The sequence below is a fragment of the Deefgea rivuli DSM 18356 genome (assembly GCF_000620145.1).
Lineage (GTDB): Bacteria > Pseudomonadota > Gammaproteobacteria > Burkholderiales > Chitinibacteraceae > Deefgea > Deefgea rivuli.
This window is the reverse complement of the sequence record NZ_KK211081.1, coordinates 21,004-40,632: the sequence shown is the minus strand read 5'-3', so window position 1 is coordinate 40,632 and position 19,629 is coordinate 21,004. Positions and strand designations below refer to the sequence as shown.

Sequence of the window (19,629 nt, the reverse complement as noted above, 5' to 3'; positions counted from 1 at the left end):
CAAGGAGTTGAAGCCGCAGACAGTACATTGAGTACGACTCGGGAAACTACGATGCAAGAAAATTTTTACTTATCTACTTAGGTATTGGCTTGTAGCCATTGAATGGGGTGTTCCTTATGCGAATACCCCATTTACTATTTGGAGTTTATATGTTGTTACATATCCCTGCGGTACTGGATGCGGCTACTGTATTGGCGTGCCGCGAGCGGCTTGATCGTGCGGCTTGGTTAGATGGTCGGATTACGGCGGGTAGCCAATCGGCCAAAGTAAAAAACAATCAGCAATTGCCTAACGATGAAGTCAATGCCGTCGCAGTACGCGAGGTAATTTTGGCGGCGCTGGCAAAAAATGATTTGTTCTTTTCGGCGGCCTTACCGAAACGGATTTTCCCGCCGCTGTTTAATCGTTATGGCGTGGGCATGGGCTTTGGTATGCATGTCGATAACGCAATGCGTCGCATGACCGAAACTGGCGAATGGGTGCGCTCGGATTTATCCGCGACGCTATTTTTCTCTGATCCTGCTGAATATGACGGCGGTGAGTTAGTGATTGAAGACACTTATGGCGTGCATGAAGTCAAACTTGCGGCTGGTGATATGATTTTGTATCCATCCAGCAGCTTGCATCGTGTTGAGCCGATTACTCGTGGCACGCGCGTCGCGTCGTTTATGTGGATGCAAAGCATGGTGAAAGACGGCGGCGAGCGCGGTTTGTTGTTTGAACTCGATACCAGCATTCGCCAATTGCGCGCTGATCATGGCGATAACGCTACGGCAATTTCATTAACGGGCGTTTACCATAATCTGTTGCGTAAATGGGGCGAGATTTGAGGTGGCTGGCTGAGGATGATCAAAGACGGCGGCGAGCGTGGTGTGTTATTTGAACTCGATACCAGCATCCGTCAATTGCGCGCGGATCACGGCGATAACGCGACGGCAATTTCGTTGACTGGCGTGTATCACAATCTGCTGCGCAAATGGGGCGAGATTTGAGGTGGCTGGCCGAGGATGGTGAAAGACGGCGGCGAGCGCGGTTTGTTGTTTGAACTCGATACCAGCATTCGCCAATTGCGCGCTGATCACGGCGATAACGCTACGGCTATTTCACTGACGGGTGTGTACCATAATCTACTGCGTAAAGCTGGCATTGTGCTAGCGCATTGCATTTTCAGCAAATGGCCTGATATAACACCTTCTATTATTTCGCGGAATTGATTCATGGAAGTGTTCATACTGCTCGGGCTGATTGTACTCAACGGCCTGTTTGCAATGTCGGAATTAGCGCTAGTCAGCTCGCGCAAAGCGCGGCTGGCTAAAATGGCCGATGCAGGTCATCGCGGTGCGATTGCTGCGCTTAAATTAGCCGAAGAACCAACCCAATTTATGTCGACGGTGCAAATTGGTATTACGTCGATTGGTGTGCTCAGCGGTATTGTCGGTGAATCAGTGTTGGCCAAACCTTTGGCTCTGTGGCTGGTTGAAATCGGCCTGCGCCCCGAACTCAGCGCTACCAGCGCCACGGTGATCGTGGTGGCCTTGGTAACTTATTTCTCGATTGTATTGGGTGAATTGGTACCCAAGCGTTTGGGACAGATTAGTCCAGAAAAAATAGCTGTTTTAGTCGCGCGGCCCATTCAAGTTTTAGCGCTTATTTCTAAGCCTTTCGTTAAATTACTGACGGTTTCAACCAAAGCGATACTGAGTTTGCTGGGTGCAGACCAAAATACGCAGCAAGTTGTTACGCAAGATGAAATCGATGCGATGCTGCATGAAGGCTCGGAATCGGGGCTGATTGAAGAGCATGAACATACGATGATGAAAAACGTGTTGCGTTTGGACGATCGGCACGTTGCTTCAATGATGATTCCGCGCACAGACATGATTGTGTTGGATTTGGACGATACGCTGGAAGCGAATATGGCGATTGTGTCTAGCGTGCCTTATTCGCGCTTTCCGGTTTGTCGTGATGGATTAGATAATTTGCTCGGCATTTTGAGCGCTAAAGATCTACTGCAAAAAGTGCTTAAAGGCGAAAGCATCGATTTATCCAGTAATTTGCAGCCTTGCGTGTTTGTGCCTGAAAGTTTGAGCGGGCTTGAATTGCTGGCACAAATGCGTACTTCTGGTGTGCAGATGGTGTTCTTGATTGACGAATACGGCGAAGTGGAGGGCTTAGTCACTCTGCAAGACGTACTGGAAGTGCTGACCGGCGAATTTGCGCCGCAAAACGGTGATGAAGCTTGGGCTATCGAACGCGCCGATGGTTCGTGGCTGCTTGATGGTTTAATCCCGATTCATGAGCTAAAAGATCGCCTTGATTTGCAATCGCTTCCCGATGAAGCCAAACATAATTACCACACACTCAGCGGATTAATGATGCATTTGCTCGGTCAAGTGCCGCGCACTGGCGATATTGCGTATTGGGAAAATTGGCAGCTTGAAGTCGTCGATATGGATGGTCGCCGGATTGATAAAATTTTGGCGGCGAAGAAAGTAATTTAAATTTTTAGGGGTATTGCCAGCTAGTCATTGGTTATCATTGCTTAGATAGCAATACCCTTAGTGCAGATTTTAGGTAAATTAATTTATTCAGTTTCAGCTTTGCCCGCCGCCGCCGCGCGAAGCTTGTCTTTTTTACTCATTCGCAAGCCTTTGATACCACCCGTGCCTTGCTCAGTCGTTGTAATCACGTCTTGCGGCTCAAAACCGGCGATTTGCTCGCGTTCAATTCGCATTTTGAGGCGATTTTCGAGCAGGCGAAAATGCGCTTCAGAGCTGGCGCTGACCAAACTAATCGCGACACCGCTACCACCCGCGCGCGCGGTGCGGCCGATGCGATGCGTGTAATCACTTGGTGAACGCGGCAAATCAAAATTGATCACGCACGGCAGATTGTCGATATCAATCCCACGCCCGGCCAAATCGGTCGCGACTACGACTTGTAAATTCGATGATTTAAATTCAGCCAATACTTGGCTGCGGCGGCCTTGGCTAAATTCGCCATGAAATGGCGCAGCTTTGATGCCTGCACCGCATAAATAACGCGCCAACTGCTCGGTGATGACTTTGGAAGCGACAAACACCAGCGCCCGCTCGTCGCCACTGTCGATAATCATTTGCGCCAGCAATTCTGCGCGGCGCGACTCGTCCACCGCAATCGCGCGTTGCAAGATATTCGGCGTATTTGCTTCAGACACTTCCATGATGATGCGGCTTGGATTATTCAAAATGCCAGCGGCCAGCGCACTCACATCATTCGGGAATGTCGCCGAGAAAAACAGGTTTTGCCGTGGCACTGGCAGTAGCGCCAAGATACGCTGGATTTCATCGCTAAAGCCCATATCGAGCAGGCGATCCGCCTCATCCAGCACCAGCGTATTAAAATTTTCCGGTTTGATCGCATTTTGCATGATCAAATCCAGCAAACGCCCCGGCGTTGCCACCAGCACATCGGCACGGCCACGCAGCGCCATCATTTGCGGATTAATCGACACACCACCAAACACGCTGACAACCTTAATCGGCGTTGGCAGATGTTTGGCCAAACCTTTGATTTCCTCGCCCACTTGCACTGCCAGCTCGCGCGTTGGTACCAAAATCAGCACTTTGCGCTGTACGGTTTGCACCAACTGTAAGAGCGGCAAAGCAAATGCAGCGGTTTTCCCCGAACCGGTCGCTGCCTGCGCCAGCACATCATCACCGCGCAAAATCAGCGGAATCGCCGCCGTTTGAATCGGCGTAGGCAGAACATAAAGTTTTTTACTGGCAGCGAGTGCAACGGCGGGAGATAAACCTAAAGCGCTAAAGGGCATGAAAAGCCTTAATCAAATAAACAGCGAAAGGTGCATGATACCAAGCGAGCGCGCTGCGCGAGAGAAAACATCACCATTGCTGCACGCCAACGGCAATTCAGTAAATAGAAACGGCAGGTTTACAATGGCAAAGCAAGGCGACGTTACGTGATAGTTACAATACAATGTCATTTAACGGTCAATAAGCTGTTCTTCACGCTAAACGCACGTCAATTTTTGATGGCAAAGTATCAACGCCATAGATTAGTGCCTACAAATACATCACCCACTTAAGCGACCCAAGTACATTCTGAGGGAAGTACCACCATGTATAAGAAACTCACCAAAAAACAGGTTAACCGGCTTGAGCAGCGTACGCTGAGTATTTCTATTTACACGATTATCGGCTTGGCCATCGCCGGGATTGGCTACGGGCTCTACATCGGCTCTGAAGCGGTGATGCTCGATGGCTTTTTTGCGTTAACCAGTTTGATGGGATCTGGGCTGTATTTGCTGGCGGCCAAGGTGGTCGAAAAACCGGCGGATCGGCATTTTCAATACGGCTACGCGCACATCGAGCCCTTGGTGAATAGCTTTAATAGTCTGATTTTGATGATTGTCTGTTTGTACGCTTTTTTTAATGGCCTTAAAGGTTTAAGTAGCGAGGGAAATCTGGTCGATGCGAATGACGTCGTGGCCTACAGCTTAATCACCGCGCTGGTGTGCGCGATTGTTTGGCAGTACGAGCGCCGCGTTGCACTGCGCAGTGATTCGGATTTGATACGCAATGACGCGCGTGAATGGATGATCAGTATGAGTTTCAGTGTGGTGACGAGCTTAGGCTTTGCGCTGCTGTGGGTTTTGCCAGAACCTGCGCGGACTTGGTGGGCGCAGTATGCCGATAGTGCAGTACTGGCTTTTTTAGCGTTGCTGCTATTGCCGGTACCGATGAAAACGTTTTACGTGAATATGCGGGAAGTGCTGGTGATTACCAATCCGCAGGATGAAGTGACATTGCGCGTGGCCGAAGTGATGCGGCAGATCGAGGCTGAATATGATCTAGAGGATTATTCCACGCACATTGCCAAAACCGGCCGAATTCATGTGATTGAAATTAATATTATGGTTGGGCCCGATTTCAAATTGCGAGGCGTGCCAGAGCTGGATGCGTTGCGCGCTAGAATCTGGAAAGACATCGGTTTACCACTAGAAGAAGCTTGGCTAGGTATTTTATTTACCGCGAATTCGCGTTGGCTGTGATGGGTTATATGTTGGCTGAAGTGTAGAGAATACAGACGCAGCGTTTTTGGAGCGGGCTGGCCCGCTCCTGCATACGATGACAGAGATGACCGTCGTATACTGATTTACTTTTTAAAAGCCGCCGTGATTTTACCGACGAGGGTGACCACGGCTAAAGTTGCTGCCCCAGCGGCAACGCCGACGATGGCATTGAGAAATGACGGCGTCAAAATGGCCAGCGTATGACCGAAATAGGGAATGGTTTCTGCATCGTGGCCGATGTGCTCGATGGTGTGGTGCAGGAAATCAATGCCGTGCGTGATAATCCCACCGCCGACCATAAACATCGCTAGCGTGCCGACAATCGCTAAAACACGCATCAATTTAGGCGCGCCCGCTAGCAGTGCGCGGCCTAGCATTCTGGTGAATAGATTGCTGTTGGGGCGTTGATTTAGATACAGCCCTGCATCGTCCATTTTCACAATTGCGGCAACAAGGCCATACACGCCAACAGTCATAATCATTGCGATGCCCGCCAATACGCTGAGTTTGCTCATAAACGCCGCTGTCGCAACTGTGCCTAGCGTAATCACAATGATTTCGGCAGAGAGTACAAAGTCAGTGCGGATCGCACCTTGGATTTTTTCGTTTTCAAAAGCCACTAGATCGATTTCGGTGTTTTGCACCGCTTCACTCAGCGCTTTATGCTCTGCATCATCTTCGGCATGGCTGTGCAAAAATGGATGGGCAATTTTCTCAAAGCCTTCAAAGCATAGATACAAACCACCCAGCATCAACAGCGGCATAATCAGAGGAATTGGGTAGCCAAAGGCTTTAAGTTGATCTTCGATAAAGCTAATCAGTAGCGCGGCAGGAACCAGAATCAGTTTGTTTTTAAATGAGCCTTTGGCGACGGCCCACACCACCGGCAATTCGCGCTCGGCGCGCACGCCTGAGACTTGCTCGGCATTGAGTGCCAAATCATCACCCAATACGCCAGCGGTTTTCTTAGCAGCAACTTTGGTCATTAAAGCGACATCATCGAGCACGGCTGCGATGTCGTCGAGCAATACTAAAAGGCTGGTTCCGGCCATGATTTATCCCAATTTATATAGTGTAATTTGGGCGTTAATATACCTGAAGTTCGCGAGGAAAAAATAAAATGCCCACTTAAAAGTGGGCATTGTCGTCAACAGCAGAATAAGTCTTGCGCCCGAAATTGTTCGCGCACGCGGTGGACGAGTTCTTGGCTGGGAGGCCGAGTTTCTGTTAGCTCGTATTTCATCCCCAGCTCTGCCCATTTGTCTTCGCCCATTTTGTGAAAGGGCAGCACTTCAACGCGCTCAATGAGATCCGGCGCTTGGCGGTTTAGATCGCCCAAATACTGAGCTAAGCCCGCTACATCGGCTTCATCGTCGCTAATACCAGGCACGAGCACATAGCGTAGCCAGATTTTTTTTTGCATTCGAATCAGGCGTTCGGTGAAATCTAAAGTCGGTTGCAGCGGTTTGCTGGTGAGTGCTTCGTATTTTTCGGGATTAAATTGCTTGATGTCGAGCAGCACCAAATCAATATTGTCGAAATACTCATCAGGTAAATGCGCGGCTAAAAAGCCTTGCGTATCGAGCGCCGTATGGATTTTGAGTTCATGCTTGGCGCGGCGGAAGATCTCGCCGATAAAATGCGCTTGCATCAAAGGCTCACCGCCCGAAATGGTCAGCCCACCGGCAATCCGCAAGAAACTGGCGTATTTGCCGATTTCGGCAACGATGGCGTCGACAGTGTATTGCTTGCCGTTGTGCAGTTTCCACGTATCGGGATTGTGACAGTACAGACAGCGAAATTGGCAGCCGCTGACAAATAGCGCAAAGCGCATACCGGGGCCATCCACCGCTGCGCCAGTTTCGATGGAATGCACGTAGCCAAATTGCTTGCCATCGGCGTCAAAGGCGGCGGGGACGATTTCACCTGCAGGTTTTTGCGTGTCGATAGGCATCATAGTTTCCAGTGTGGTTTTTATAATTTTAACTGATGTGACTTGCAGCGCGTGTGAATGAATGACTTTGAAGCGCTAGAAGTGAAAACAGACCGCAGGCTTGCCTGCGATCCGTTAATTAGAGCAGGGTGAGTGCATGTTTTAAGCTGAGCGAACGCCCGTCAGAACAGGGAGGCCGGAACGCAGAAACCGGAATGTACTTTTGTACATGAGGCTTCTGCAATTATCGAGTACCGCCTGAGCTGTTATCACGGGATGAATCGCCAGCTTAAAACAGGTACTCAGCACTTTTCGTGGAAAGTGCGGCTGATCACGTCTTGCTGTTGTTCGCGAGTGAGTTTGACAAAATTCACTGCATAGCCTGAAACGCGAATGGTGAGCTGCGGATATTTATCCGGATTTTCCATTGCATCTTCAAGCGTTTCTTTATTCAAAACATTCATGTTCAAGTGAAAAAGCTGAGCCATCATTGATCCTTTTGGGTATGTGCTTGTAGACATTATTTGTTAATGTCTGCATGGCAATACCCTTGTGAGGCATTGCCAAGCTTAAATCATTTCAGAATGTGAATTAAAAGTAGCGAGCCCTCGTCAGAATGGTGAGGCCGGAACGCAGGAACCGGAATGTACATGGGTACATGAGGCTTCTTCAATTCTCGAGTACCGCCCGAATCATTATCACGAGAGGCGTAGCACTTTTAAACGCATTCTTAACACTTCGCGTGGAAGGTGCGGTTAATCACGTCCATTTGCTGTTCGCGGGTGAGTTTCACAAAATTCACCGCATAACCTGAAACACGTATCGTCAATTGTGGATAGTTTTCTGGGTGTTCAATCGCATCCATCAAAGTATCTTTATTCAGCACATTCATGTTCAAGTGGAACAATTGATCGGGGCCTTGTTCGATTTCGCTTAGCTTCTGATCAACGAGCTCGGCGCTGGTGCAGTTAGGCACTTCTTCACCGTGGGGGCCAAACAAACCATCAATCGATGCGGCAAGGGTTTTCACGCGATCTGCTGCGTTGTGGCCCAGTGCGTCTGGCGTCATTGAAGCAGTCCAAGACACACCGTCGAGTGCTGATTCGTACGGAATCTTCGACACTGAGAAACCAGCAGCGACAAAGCCATTGGTATCACGGCCATTCATCGGGTTTGCGCCCGGTGAGAATGGCGCACCTGAGCGGCGGCCATCTGGCGTGTTACCGGTTTTCTTGCCGTAAACCACGTTCGACGTGATCGTCAATACCGATTGTGTTGGCATTGAATCACGGTAGAACACGGGTTGCGCTTTGATTTTCGCCATAAACTCAGTGGTCAACCACACGGCGATATCATCAACGCGGTCGTCGTTGTTGCCGTAAGCTGGGTAGTCGCCTTCGATGACGTAATCAACGGCCAAGCCAGCGTCATTGCGTTTGATATGCACTTTGGCGTGTTTCACCGCAGACAATGAATCGGCAGCGACTGACAAACCAGCGATACCACACGCCATCGTGCGCAAGATGTCACGGTCGTGCAGCGCCATTTCGATGCGTTCGTATGAGTATTTATCGTGCATGTAATGGATTGAGTTCAGTGCAGTCACATACGTTTTGGCTAGCCAATCAAGCATGACGTCGTATTTCGCCATCAATTCGTCGTATTCAAGCACGTCGCCAGTGATGGGTGTAAAGCCTTTCGCAACAGTTTTGCCGGTTTTTTCATCCACACCGCCATTGATTGCATAGAGCATGGCTTTGGCCAAATTCACGCGAGCGCCAAAGAATTGCATTTGCTTGCCGACGCGCATCGCTGAAACGCAGCAGGCAATTGCATAATCGTCGCCCCATTTCGGTAGCATCAAATCATCGTTTTCGTACTGAATCGCCGAGGTGTCGATTGAGACTTTCGCGCAGAATTCTTTAAAGCCTTGCGGGAATGAAGTCGACCACAAGACGGTCAAGTTTGGCTCTGGTGCTGGGCCAAGGTTGTACAGTGTGTTCAATACACGGAAGCTGGTTTTACTGACCAAAGTGCGGCCATCTTCACCTGTTCCGCCGATGGACTCAGTCACCCAAGTTGGATCGCCAGAGAATAGATCGTCGTATTCTGGCGTACGCAAGAAGCGCACGATACGTAATTTCATGACCAGATGGTCGATCAATTCTTGGGCTTGCGATTCGTTAATCGTGCCTTCACGAATGTCACGCTCGAAGTACACGTCAAGGAAAGTCGAAATTCGGCCAATTGACATTGCTGCGCCATTTTGTTCTTTTACGGCAGCCAAGTAGCCGAAATACAGCCATTGCACAGCTTCTTGCGCAGTTGCAGCAGGGCGGCTGAGATCAAAGCCATAGTTTTTCGCCATTTGTTTGAGTTCAGACAGCGCTTTGATTTGCTCTGACAACTCTTCACGCAAACGGATCACATTTTCGGTAAACGGGACGTGATCAAGCTCGGTTTTTTCGCGTTTTTTATCCGCAATCAAGAAATCCACACCGTACAGTGCCACGCGGCGATAGTCGCCGATAATGCGGCCACGGCCGTAGGAATCAGGCAAGCCGGTAATCACGCCTGAGCTACGGCAGGCCATGATTTCGGGTGTGTACACATCAAAAACGGCGTTGTTATGATCTTTGCGATATTTAGTGAAAATATCTTTGATCTGCGGATTCATTTCAAAATGGTAGGCTTTCAGGCCGTTTTCGACCATTTTTAGACCACCGTTGGGCATAATCGCACGGCGCAATGGTGCATCCGTTTGCAAGCCAACAATGGTTTCGAGTTCTTTATTAATATAGCCAGGGCCATGCGCGGTGATGCTTGAGCCGATTGACGTTGAAACTTCCAATACGCCGCGTTTGCGCTCTTCTTTGAGTAGTGCCGATAATTCTGTCCAAAGCTGCGTCGTGCGTTCAGTTGGGCCTGCCAAAAATGAATCATCACCCGTGTATGGCGTGTAGTTGGCTTGAATAAATTCGCGAACTAGCACTTTATCTTGCCATTCACCTGCGGTGAAACTACGCCAAGCGTTAATTTGCACGTTTTCTTGAGGGGCATTCATGGGGTGAGACTCCTTTTGGCGATGTCCTGTTGGGACTATCTATTGCGTCGAAGCTTTGGGCTGAACTCAGCGGGTAGCTGAGTCGCGTCTATGCAGCTGGGTTGTTGTGATTCATTTTGCAGTTTGTCCAGCAAGTTGGGTAGGACGAATGGGCGAAGTATCGTCAATAAAGCCGTGCTGACATTTGATATACATCATATTTCAGACTATGTTGCCGCTTATTTCTGACTACGCCTTTAGCATCCAAAGTCCAACTTTATCTGTGCTGGATTTTTCTGATTTCCATGACAATATCTTATGCTTTTACTGGCTGAAATGGAATGTGAAAATTGGCATAAGCTTCGTCAGAATTTGATGTAAATCAAATTTTGCATGGGCTTTGCAAACAAGAAAATGGTTTGCGGAGAGGGTGCGGAAAGGTGTTGATGTATATGCAGCTAGCACTTATAGATTAAGTGCTAGCTGCATATACCCTTAGAAGCGTGGTTCAGCTGATTGGGGTCCAAGCCAGCTGCGTAAATCGGCGAGCAATTCATCACGTAGTAAGACACGCCATGCGTGGTTGAGCGTCATTTGGCAGCGCGCTGCGCTGTTGTGATAATCGATTTCCACTGCACAACCATGCTCGGCGACATGCGGTGACAAAAGCTGCTTGAGTCGCGCCGCATCGCCATCAGAGCCCAGATTAATTTTGAGGGCGCGGGCGAAATGGCTGCGCGCTTCGGCGACATCAAACACGCGATCCGCGATAATCCGCTGGCCACCAGAAAAACGATCTTCCGAAATTTTGGCTTCAATCACCAGCAGTGTGTCTTCTTTGAGCTTGGTGCGATTGGCCTCATACGATTCCGAATACAGCGTTAGTTCCACTTTGGCGTGCCCATCATCGAGTTGCAAAAAGCACATCCGGCCACGTTCGCCGTTTTTGATTCGCATCCCAGCGACAATCCCAGCAATAAATTGCGGCTCGCGCTGATTGTTCAGGCGATCTAAACGCGTGCGGATCAGCCCTTTAATCGATACCGCGTGCGCGTCAAAGGGATGGCCGGATAGATAAAATCCCAGAGCAGATTTTTCTTCGGCGAGTTTGATTTTATCGTCCCACAGCGGCACTTCGATGTGCTCGATTTGCGGCGCAGCCGACGGCTCGAGCATATCAAATAGACTGCATTGGTTGGCGTTGGCCAGTTCCGCTTCAGCCACCGCCATCGCTTGCTCGACATTGGCCATCAATTTAGCGCGATGCGGATCAATTGCATCAAAAGCGCCGCCACGAATCAGCGCATCGACGACGCGTTTATTGACTTCTTTTTTGTCGGTGCGGCTGCATAAATCGTAAACATCTTTAAACGGGCCGTTTTTCTCACGCTCGGCCACAATCATATTCACTGCGCTTTCGCCGACGCCTTTAATCGCGCCGAGCGCATAACGAATTTGCTTTTTGCCAATGGGTACAAAGCGATAAAAGCTTTCGTTTAAATCCGGCGGCAAGATGACGAGCTTGTTCTTTTTATCGAGGCAATCGTCATAAAACACTTTGAGCTGCTCGGTATTATCTAGCTCGGACGACATCGTCGCCGCCATAAATGCCGCAGGATGATTGGCTTTAAGCCAAGCGGTGTGGTACGACACCACCGCGTACGCCGCCGTATGCGATTTATTAAACCCGTACTCGGCGAACTTGGTCATCAGGTCAAACAGTGTTTCGGCGAGCTTCGGGTCGTAGCCTAACTTGGCCGCACCCTCGGCAATCGTCTCCCTGTGCTTGGCCATTTCTTCGGGCTTTTTCTTACCCATCGCACGGCGCAACATATCGGCGCCACCGAGCGTATAGCCACCGATAATCTGCGAAATCTGCATCACCTGCTCTTGATACACGATGACGCCGTAAGTCGGCTCCAAGCATTTTTCCAAATCAGGATGGAAATAATCGGGTTTTTCTAGGCCTTTTTTCCGATTAATAAAGGTGTCGACCATGCCGGAACCCAGCGGCCCTGGACGATACAGCGCCAACACCGCAATAATGTCCTCAAAACGATCGGGCGCGAGTTTTTCCAGCAGCCGTTTCATGCCGTCCGACTCGACCTGAAACACGCCAGTGGTGTTGGCATCACGAAACACTTGATACGCGGTTTGGTCGTTAAATCCCATACTCATCAAGTCGAGATATTCGCCGGTTTGCGTCTTAATATATTGCAGCGCCAGCTCGATAATCGTTAGATTTCGCAGTCCCAAAAAGTCGAATTTCACCAGCCCAACGGCTTCAACGTCGTCTTTATCCAGCATGGAGACGGGTGAGGCATCGTCCCCTGATGCTTGATACACCGGACAAAAATCAGTGATTTTGTTCGGCGCGATCAACACGCCACCGGCATGCATACCGATATTGCGCGTGAGGCCTTCGAGCTTTTTCGCTAGCTCCCACAGCTCTTTTAATTCTTCTTCACGCTCAACTCGCTCGCGTAATTCGGGCACCATTTCCAGCGCATCATCCAGACTGTATTGCTTGCCCGGCGCAGCGGGGATTAGTTTGGAAACGCCGTCACAAAACATATACGGCAAATCGAGAACGCGGCCAACGTCACGCACCACGGCTTTGGCGGCCATCGTACCGAAAGTCGCAATTTGGCTCACGGCATCCGCGCCATATTTTTTGCGCACATACTCAATAACGCGCCAGCGATTTTCTTGGCAGAAGTCAATATCAAAGTCGGGCATTGAAACGCGTTCTGGATTCAAAAAGCGTTCAAACAGCAGCGCATACGCGGTCGGATCAATATCAGTAATGCCAAGGCTGTAAGCAACCAGCGAGCCAGCACCCGAACCACGGCCTGGCCCGACTGGGCAGCCATTCACTTTGCCCCATGCGATAAAGTCGGCAACGATCAAAAAGTAGCCGGGGAAACCCATGCCAACGATGGTATCGGTTTCAATTTTGAGTCGCTCATAATAGCGTGACCGCTCCGCCTCGCGTAGTGCTTCATCGGGGTATAGCTGCGCAAGGCGCATTTCTAAACCGCGCTTGGCCTCATACACCAAGAAATCATCCAGCGTCATGCCGTCTGGCGTCGGGAAGGGCGGCAGTACGTTTTCGCCGAGTACGATTTCAATATTGCAGCGCTGCGCAATCGTTACTGTATTGGCGAGCGCTTCGGGCAAATCGGCAAACAGTTCCTGCATTTGCGCGGTGGATTTAAAATACTGTTCTTCGGTAAAGTCTTTCGGGCGGCGTTTGTCGTTCATGACAAAACCCGCCGAAATGCAGGTGCGCGCTTCGTGGGCTTTGAAATCGTCTGGATCCATAAACTGGATCGGATGCGTCGCGACGACGGGCAACTGAAGTTCACCGGCTAAATCGAGCTGCCGTTGCAAGCTGGTTTCGCTCGCGGAATTGCCAGTGCGCTGGATTTCTAAGTAAAAACTAGCCGGAAATTGAGCTGCCCACCATTGCGCCGCAGCCTTGGCTGCCTCCGCGTTATTAGCCAATAATTGCTGACCAATTTCACCGAGTTCAGCACCTGAAAGTGCGATCAGGCCGCTATTATCGCCAGTCAGAAACCATTCTTTTTTCAACTCGCCACGGCCGCGATACTGATTATCGCGAAACGCCATCGTAATCAATTCGCACAGACGGCCATAACCGGCGCGATTTTTACAAATCAGCAGCGTGCGAAACGGCTTGTCGCGGTTATCTGGATTTTCTATCCACGCATCCAAGCCGATAATTGGCTTAATCCCCGCATTGCGGCAGGCTTTGTAATGCTTGACCAGACCAAATAGATTCATCAAATCAGACATGCCCAGCGCCGGCATTTTGTCGGCTTTGGCGCGTTTGACGGCATCTTCTAAACGGACAATACCGTCAGAAACTGAAAACTCGGAATGGAGGCGGAGATGGATATAGGCAGGTGCATTCATTGATGCATTTTATCATTACTCAATCGCTCGCCCTTCATTTTGTAGAAAAAAGGCCGATAATTAAGCGGTAACACAATGAAGGGGATCAAAATGAGCGATAGCATGGTGAATGCGGCGAGCAGTGCCTCGGCGAATAACCCCGTACCGCTGGTGATGTTGCGTAAAAGCATGGATATTCAGGCGCAAGGCGTATTGAGTTTATTGGCTGCGCTGCCACAAGCTGCCACAGTGAATCCGCCTAATTTGGGGCAGAATGTGGATGTCAAAGCATAGGTAGGTATTGAGCTGTAATAATTATTGGTAAAGGCTTGCAGCGATATACATAAAAATACGGCGCAAATGCGCCGTATTTTATTTTGCTACTTACATCTGATAAGTGCAAAAGTTTTATGGCAAGGCGCCGACGCCGCAGACAGTACAATGAGTACGACAAGGCGAGACAACGATGCAAGAAAACTTTTGCTTATCTACTTGGCTTAATGGCTAAACACCATCACGCCGTCTTTCACATCGACTTGAATCGTGTCTTTGGCAGCAAATTCGCCCGCCAAGAGACGTTTTGCCAACACGTTTTCCAGTTCGCTTTGGATCGCGCGTTTCAGCGGCCTTGCGCCGTAAACTGGATCAAACCCCGCTTCCGCAATTAAATCGAGCGCCGCATCGGACACTTGCAAGCCTATATCCATTTGCGCCAAACGGCTAGTGAGTTTATCCAACTGAATCCGCGCAATATGCCGAATTTGCGCTTGGCCTAGGCCGTGGAACACGACAACTTCGTCGATCCGGTTGATAAACTCTGGCCGGAAATGACTCTTCACTTCGGTCATTACCGCCGATTTAATCACTTGATAATCGGCTCCGGCCAAGCGTTGAATCTCATCGCTACCTAGATTCGACGTCATAATCACCACTGTGTTTTTAAAGTCCACGGTGCGACCTTGACCGTCAGTCAGGCGGCCATCGTCCAGCACTTGTAGCAGCACATTAAATACATCTGGATGCGCTTTTTCGATCTCGTCGAGCAAAATCACGCTATACGGTTTTCGGCGAATCAGCTCGGTCAAATAACCGCCTTCTTCATAACCAACGTATCCTGGCGGCGCACCGATCAAGCGCGCTACGGAATGCTTCTCCATAAACTCGCTCATATCGACGCGAATCAAATGCTCTTCTGAGTCGAATAAATAGTTCGCCAGTGTTTTGCACAGCTCGGTTTTACCGACGCCAGTTGGCCCTAAGAACAGGAAGGAGCCATAAGGCCGATTCGGGTCGCCTAATCCGGCGCGCGAGCGGCGAATTGCATCGGAAACCAAACGCACAGCTTCGGCTTGGCCCACCACGCGTTCGTGCAAAACGTCTTCCATATGCAGCAATTTTTCGCGTTCGCCTTGCAGCATTTTACTGATAGGAATGCCCGTTGCACGGCTCACCACTTCGGCGATCTCTTCGGCGCCGACTTGCGTGCGCAGCAATTTATTTGCGCCGCCAGTACTTTCTTTCGCTTCAGCCGCATGAAGTTTGGCTTCGAGTTGTGGCAACTGACCGTATTGCAATTCGGACGCTTTGTCCCAATCACCGGCACGGCGTGCGTTATCCATCGCCATTTTAACTTGCTCGATTTCTTCTCGTATCGCTTGGCTACCGAGCACGCTGGCTTTTTCGGCTTTCCAAATTTCATCCAAATCTGAATATTCTTTACCCAGCTGCTCGATTTCAGCTTCGATCAAGGCGAGGCGTTTTTTACTCGCGTCGTCTTTCTCGCGTTTCACCGCTTCGCGCTCGATTTTGAGCTGGATAATGCGGCGATCAAGCTTATCCATCACTTCTGGCTTGGAATCGATTTCCATTTTGATTTTTGCCGCCGCTTCATCGATTAAGTCGATGGCTTTATCTGGCAAGAATCGGTCGGTGATATAGCGATGCGAGAGTTCTGCCGCCGCTACAATCGCCGGATCGGTGATTTCTACACCGTGATGGATTTCGTACTTTTCTTGCAAGCCGCGCAAAATCGCAATTGTCGCTTCAACGCTTGGCTCGCCGACCAAGACCTTTTGGAAGCGTCGCTCAAGGGCTGCGTCTTTTTCGATGTATTTGCGGTATTCATCCAGCGTGGTGGCGCCGATGCAATGCAATTCGCCGCGCGCCAGCGCCGGTTTAAGCATATTGCCGGCGTCCATCGCGCCTTCGGTTTTGCCCGCGCCGACCAGTGTATGCAGCTCATCAATAAACACGATGACTTGACCCGCTTCTTTTTCCAGTTCGCTGAGTACTGCTTTAAGTCGTTCTTCAAAATCACCACGGTATTTAGCGCCAGCCAGCAGTGAGGCTAGGTCTAAGGTCAATACCCGCTTACCTTTCAGTGATTCTGGTACTTCGCCATTGATAATTCGCTGCGCTAAACCTTCGACAATCGCGGTTTTACCTACGCCCGGTTCACCAATCAGCACGGGGTTGTTTTTAGTACGGCGTTGCAAAACTTGGATTGCGCGGCGGATTTCATCGTCGCGGCCAATCACGGGGTCAAGCTTGCCTTGTCGAGCGCGCTCGGTCAGATCCATGCAATATTTATTTAAAGCTTCGCGCTGGCCGTCGGCTTCTGGATTATCCACATTATTGCCTCCGCGAACCGCGTCAACAGCGGCTTGAATTGCGGTTTTATTGCCGCCATGCTCTTTGAGCAAGCGGCCGGTTTCGCCTTTGTCGTCGCATAGCGCCAGCAGGAATAGATCGCTAGAAATAAACTGATCGCCACGTTGCATTGCGGCTTTGTCGGTCGCATTTAGCAAACGTGCTAGTTCTTTGCCTACAGTAATGTCGGCATCAGAGCCAGAAATTTTCGCAATCCGCGCTAATGCGCCATCCAGTGCCGCGCGCAGCGGTTGCACATTCACGCCAGCACGAGCGAGCAGCGCAGCGCTGCCAGAATCTGCGTCATTCAATAGTGCCAGCAATAAATGTTGCGGCTCGATATAGGCGTTGTCGTTCACATTGGCGATGCTTTGTGCATCAGCCAAGGCTTGTTGAAATTTGGTAGTTAATTTATCAAAACGCATTTTCTATCTCCAAATTGAGGCTCGTTTGACAATAGCAAATTGCATTGCAGCCAAATTTCTTTACAGCATATCGAGGCTGACTGTCATCGGAGCGATTGATTTAACAGTTACATGGCTGCAGTGAGGGCATTCTTCAAGTGGGTTGGTAATACTCACCAAATAGGTGGCGCAGTGAGCAAGGCTAGAGCGCATAAAAAAACCGCCAGATAGTCTGGCGGTTGATTGGCGGTTCGCTGCGCTGTTAAGTGCGTACGCAATCCATAAAGTAGTTGGTTTGTCCGCCTTCAGTCACGGCGACTAAGCCGTGAATATAGGTTTCAAAGCCCGGGAATTTTTGATTGAAATCGCGAGCAAATTTCAGGTAATCCACAATCGTCTTGTTGAAGACTTCGCCCGGAATCAGTAGTGGAATGCCGGGCGGATAAGGCGTGAGCATCACCGCTGTCACGCGGCCTTCGAGTTCATCAACAGGCACGCGATCTAGCTCTTTATGCGCCATTTTAGCAAAAGCTTTGGCTGGCTTCATCGCTGGCACCATATCTGACAAATACATCTCAGTGGTCAGGCGAGCAACGCCGTGTTCTTTGTAAATACCGTGAATTTGTTGGCAGAGATCGCGCAAGCCGAGACGTTCGTATTGCGGAAACTTGGCAATAAAGTCTGGCAATACACGCCATAGTGGCGCATTTTTGTCGTATTCATCTTTAAACTGCTGCAAAGCCGCCAGCAGCGTGTTCCAGCGGCCTTTGGTAATGCCGATGGTAAACATAATAAAGAAGGAGTATAGCCCGCACTTCTCAACAACGACGCCGTGTTCGGCAAGATACTTCGTTACAATGCTCGCTGGAATGCCTTGTGCATCGAAATCACCATTCAAATCCAAACCTGGGGTCAGGATGGTGGCTTTGATCGGATCGAGCATATTAAAGCCGTCGGCAATATCGCCAAAACCGTGCCAATTGTCACCTGCTTTGAGCATCCAAGCGTCGCGATGATCGAGGCCTTCATCGGTCAAATCATCTGGACCCCACACCGAGAACCACCAGTCTTCGCCGTATTCTTCATCCACTTTGCGCATCGCGCGGCGGAAATCGAGCGCTTCCATTAGCGATTCTTCAACCAGCGCCGTGCCGCCCGGCGCTTCCATCATCGCTGCTGCCACATCGCAAGATGCAATAATTGAATATTGCGGGCTGGTGGAGGTGTGCATCAAATACGCTTCGTTAAATAGATCACGATCTAATTTACGATTTTCTGGGTCTTGCACCAGAATTTGCGAGGCTTGGCTTAAACCTGCGAGCAATTTATGCGTTGATTGTGTTGAGAACACCATTGATTCTTTACAGCGTGGGCGGTCTTCGCCAATCGCGTGATAGTCACCATAAAACTCATGGAAGGCCGCGTGCGGCAACCAAGCTTCATCAAAATGCAGCGTATCGATTTCGCCGTCGAGCATGCCTTTGATGTCTTCAACGTTGTACATAATGCCGTCGTAAGTCGATTGCGTAATCGTCAAAATACGCGGTTTGAAGTTTGGATTTTCGAGTAATTTTTCGCGCGCAAACGGATTATCCATCATCTTTTTACGGATGTTTTCTGGCGTAAATTCGCTCTTAGGAATCGGGCCGATAATGCCGTAATGATTGCGCGTTGGCATCAAAAATACCGGCACGGCGCCCATCATCATGATCGAATGCAGAATCGATTTATGGCAATTGCGATCCACCACCACAACGTCACCTGGCGCAACGGTTGAATGCCAAACAATTTTGTTCGACGTTGACGTGCCGTTGGTAACGAAAAACAGATGATCCGCATTAAAAATCCGCGCCGCATTGCGCTCAGACGCCGCAATCGGGCCGGTATGGTCGAGCAATTGGCCGAGTTCTTCCACCGCATTACACACGTCGGCACGCAGCATGTTTTCACCAAAAAATTGGTGGAACATTTGCCCGACGGGTGATTTCAAAAACGCCACGCCACCTGAATGACCTGGGCAATGCCAAGAGTAAGAACCATCATTGGCGTAATGCGTCAGCGCGCGGAAAAACGGCGGCGCAAGCGTATCGAGGTAGGATTTTGCTTCACGAATAATATGCCGCGCCACGAATTCGGGCGTGTCTTCATGCATATGAATAAAGCCATGCAGTTCGCGCAGAATATCGTTTGGGATGTGGCGCGCAGTGCGCGTTTCACCGTAGATATAGATAGGAATATCTGGGTTGCGGCGACGAATTTCGGCCACGAAATCGCGCAAGCTAGTTAGCGCTTCGTGCGTTTCTTCTTGTGAGCCACCGCCAAATTCTTCGTCGTCGATCGACAAGATAAAACCCGAGGCGCGGCTTTGTTGCTGTGCGAAAGAAGTGAGGTCGCCATAGCTGGTGTAGCCGACGACATCCATGCCCTCGGCCTCAATCGCCGCAGCCAGTTCACGAATACCGGAACCACTGGTGTTCTCGGTGCGGAAATCTTCGTCGATGATGACGAGAGGGAAGTAAAAGCGCATGGTGTTCCTTCGCAAAAAATAAAAACGCCCCATGCTGGGGCAGGGGCGTAGTTTAAACGAGAATTGTGATAAATATATTGAAAA

14 protein-coding genes are annotated in these 19,629 nt (G+C 50.0%); 6 read left to right on the top strand and 8 right to left on the bottom strand.

Annotated features, from left to right (window positions below; all coding sequences use genetic code 11):
* The first annotated feature begins 149 nt into the window (after window positions 1-149).
* Genes Q320_RS0110100 through Q320_RS19410 form a run of 4 tightly spaced genes read left to right on the top strand, consistent with a single transcriptional unit; the run spans window position 150 to window position 2,501 of the window.
* Window positions 150-830: a Fe2+-dependent dioxygenase gene (locus Q320_RS0110100; protein ID WP_027468898.1), complete on the top strand. Its 681-nt coding sequence runs from the start codon at window positions 150-152 to the stop codon at window positions 828-830.
* A 15-nt stretch (window positions 831-845) separates the two neighbouring features.
* Entirely contained in the window at window positions 846-992 is a 147-nt protein-coding gene (locus Q320_RS21575) for a 2OG-Fe(II) oxygenase family protein (protein WP_156939039.1), read from the top strand.
* 15 nt (window positions 993-1,007) lie between these two features.
* On the top strand, window positions 1,008-1,214 hold the full coding sequence (locus Q320_RS0110090) for a hypothetical protein (RefSeq protein ID WP_027468897.1): 207 nt from the start codon (window positions 1,008-1,010) through the stop codon (window positions 1,212-1,214).
* Between the two features lie 3 nt (window positions 1,215-1,217).
* Window positions 1,218-2,501: a hemolysin family protein gene (locus Q320_RS19410; RefSeq protein WP_035853439.1), complete on the top strand. Its 1,284-nt coding sequence runs from the start codon at window positions 1,218-1,220 to the stop codon at window positions 2,499-2,501.
* A gap of 83 nt (window positions 2,502-2,584) precedes the next feature.
* On the opposite strand, the gene Q320_RS0110080 is transcribed toward Q320_RS19410, so the two are convergent.
* Complete coding sequence (locus Q320_RS0110080) at window positions 2,585-3,811, bottom strand: DEAD/DEAH box helicase (RefSeq protein WP_027468896.1); 1,227 nt, start codon at window positions 3,809-3,811, stop codon at window positions 2,585-2,587.
* Between the two features lie 306 nt (window positions 3,812-4,117).
* Between Q320_RS0110080 and Q320_RS0110075 the strand changes: the two genes are divergently transcribed.
* Complete coding sequence (locus Q320_RS0110075) at window positions 4,118-5,050, top strand: cation diffusion facilitator family transporter (RefSeq protein ID WP_027468895.1); 933 nt, start codon at window positions 4,118-4,120, stop codon at window positions 5,048-5,050.
* Window positions 5,051-5,154: 104 nt separating this feature from the next.
* On the opposite strand, the gene Q320_RS0110070 is transcribed toward Q320_RS0110075, so the two are convergent.
* The 5 genes from Q320_RS0110070 to dnaE form a co-directional block, all read right to left on the bottom strand.
* Window positions 5,155-6,123: a DUF808 domain-containing protein gene (locus Q320_RS0110070; protein WP_027468894.1), complete on the bottom strand. Its 969-nt coding sequence runs from the start codon at window positions 6,121-6,123 to the stop codon at window positions 5,155-5,157.
* 95 nt (window positions 6,124-6,218) lie between these two features.
* Window positions 6,219-7,028: a pyruvate formate-lyase-activating protein gene (gene pflA / locus Q320_RS0110065; RefSeq protein WP_035853438.1), complete on the bottom strand. Its 810-nt coding sequence runs from the start codon at window positions 7,026-7,028 to the stop codon at window positions 6,219-6,221.
* A gap of 278 nt (window positions 7,029-7,306) precedes the next feature.
* A complete protein-coding gene (locus Q320_RS0110060) occupies window positions 7,307-7,528 on the bottom strand; it encodes an autonomous glycyl radical cofactor GrcA (RefSeq protein WP_373277223.1) in 222 nt (73 codons plus the stop codon).
* A 206-nt stretch (window positions 7,529-7,734) separates the two neighbouring features.
* Window positions 7,735-10,068 (bottom strand): formate C-acetyltransferase, encoded by a 2,334-nt coding sequence (gene pflB, locus Q320_RS0110055; RefSeq protein ID WP_027468891.1) that lies wholly within the window; start codon window positions 10,066-10,068, stop codon window positions 7,735-7,737.
* Window positions 10,069-10,542: 474 nt separating this feature from the next.
* On the bottom strand, window positions 10,543-13,986 hold the full coding sequence (gene dnaE, locus Q320_RS0110050; RefSeq protein WP_027468890.1) for a DNA polymerase III subunit alpha: 3,444 nt from the start codon (window positions 13,984-13,986) through the stop codon (window positions 10,543-10,545).
* A 90-nt stretch (window positions 13,987-14,076) separates the two neighbouring features.
* Between dnaE and Q320_RS0110045 the strand changes: the two genes are divergently transcribed.
* A complete protein-coding gene (locus Q320_RS0110045; RefSeq protein WP_027468889.1) occupies window positions 14,077-14,259 on the top strand; it encodes a YjfB family protein in 183 nt (60 codons plus the stop codon).
* A 203-nt stretch (window positions 14,260-14,462) separates the two neighbouring features.
* Here Q320_RS0110045 and clpB read toward each other — a convergent pair whose 3' ends face one another.
* Both clpB and Q320_RS0110035 read right to left on the bottom strand, forming a co-directional pair.
* On the bottom strand, window positions 14,463-17,039 hold the full coding sequence (gene clpB / locus Q320_RS0110040; RefSeq protein ID WP_027468888.1) for an ATP-dependent chaperone ClpB: 2,577 nt from the start codon (window positions 17,037-17,039) through the stop codon (window positions 14,463-14,465).
* A gap of 241 nt (window positions 17,040-17,280) precedes the next feature.
* Window positions 17,281-19,545, bottom strand: coding sequence for an arginine/lysine/ornithine decarboxylase (locus tag Q320_RS0110035; protein ID WP_027468887.1), 2,265 nt, complete (start codon window positions 19,543-19,545; stop codon window positions 17,281-17,283).
* Window positions 19,546-19,629 lie beyond the last annotated feature (84 nt).

Bases quoted from the DNA above. Each gene is read 5' to 3' on its own strand.
- Q320_RS0110075 (WP_027468895.1), top strand. From the start codon at position 4,118: ATGTATAAGAAACTCACCAAAAAACAGGTTAACCGGCTTGAGCAGCGT.
- Q320_RS0110045 (WP_027468889.1), top strand. From the start codon at position 14,077: ATGAGCGATAGCATGGTGAATGCGGCGAGCAGTGCCTCGGCGAATAAC.
- clpB (WP_027468888.1), bottom strand. From the start codon at position 17,039: ATGCGTTTTGATAAATTAACTACCAAATTTCAACAAGCCTTGGCTGAT.
- Q320_RS0110090 (WP_027468897.1), top strand. From the start codon at position 1,008: ATGGTGAAAGACGGCGGCGAGCGCGGTTTGTTGTTTGAACTCGATACC.
- Q320_RS19410 (WP_035853439.1), top strand. From the start codon at position 1,218: ATGGAAGTGTTCATACTGCTCGGGCTGATTGTACTCAACGGCCTGTTT.
- Q320_RS0110080 (WP_027468896.1), bottom strand. From the start codon at position 3,811: ATGCCCTTTAGCGCTTTAGGTTTATCTCCCGCCGTTGCACTCGCTGCC.
- Q320_RS0110070 (WP_027468894.1), bottom strand. From the start codon at position 6,123: ATGGCCGGAACCAGCCTTTTAGTATTGCTCGACGACATCGCAGCCGTG.
- Q320_RS21575 (WP_156939039.1), top strand. From the start codon at position 846: ATGATCAAAGACGGCGGCGAGCGTGGTGTGTTATTTGAACTCGATACC.
- dnaE (WP_027468890.1), bottom strand. From the start codon at position 13,986: ATGAATGCACCTGCCTATATCCATCTCCGCCTCCATTCCGAGTTTTCA.
- pflB (WP_027468891.1), bottom strand. From the start codon at position 10,068: ATGAATGCCCCTCAAGAAAACGTGCAAATTAACGCTTGGCGTAGTTTC.
- pflA (WP_035853438.1), bottom strand. From the start codon at position 7,028: ATGATGCCTATCGACACGCAAAAACCTGCAGGTGAAATCGTCCCCGCC.
- Q320_RS0110100 (WP_027468898.1), top strand. From the start codon at position 150: ATGTTGTTACATATCCCTGCGGTACTGGATGCGGCTACTGTATTGGCG.
- Q320_RS0110035 (WP_027468887.1), bottom strand. From the start codon at position 19,545: ATGCGCTTTTACTTCCCTCTCGTCATCATCGACGAAGATTTCCGCACC.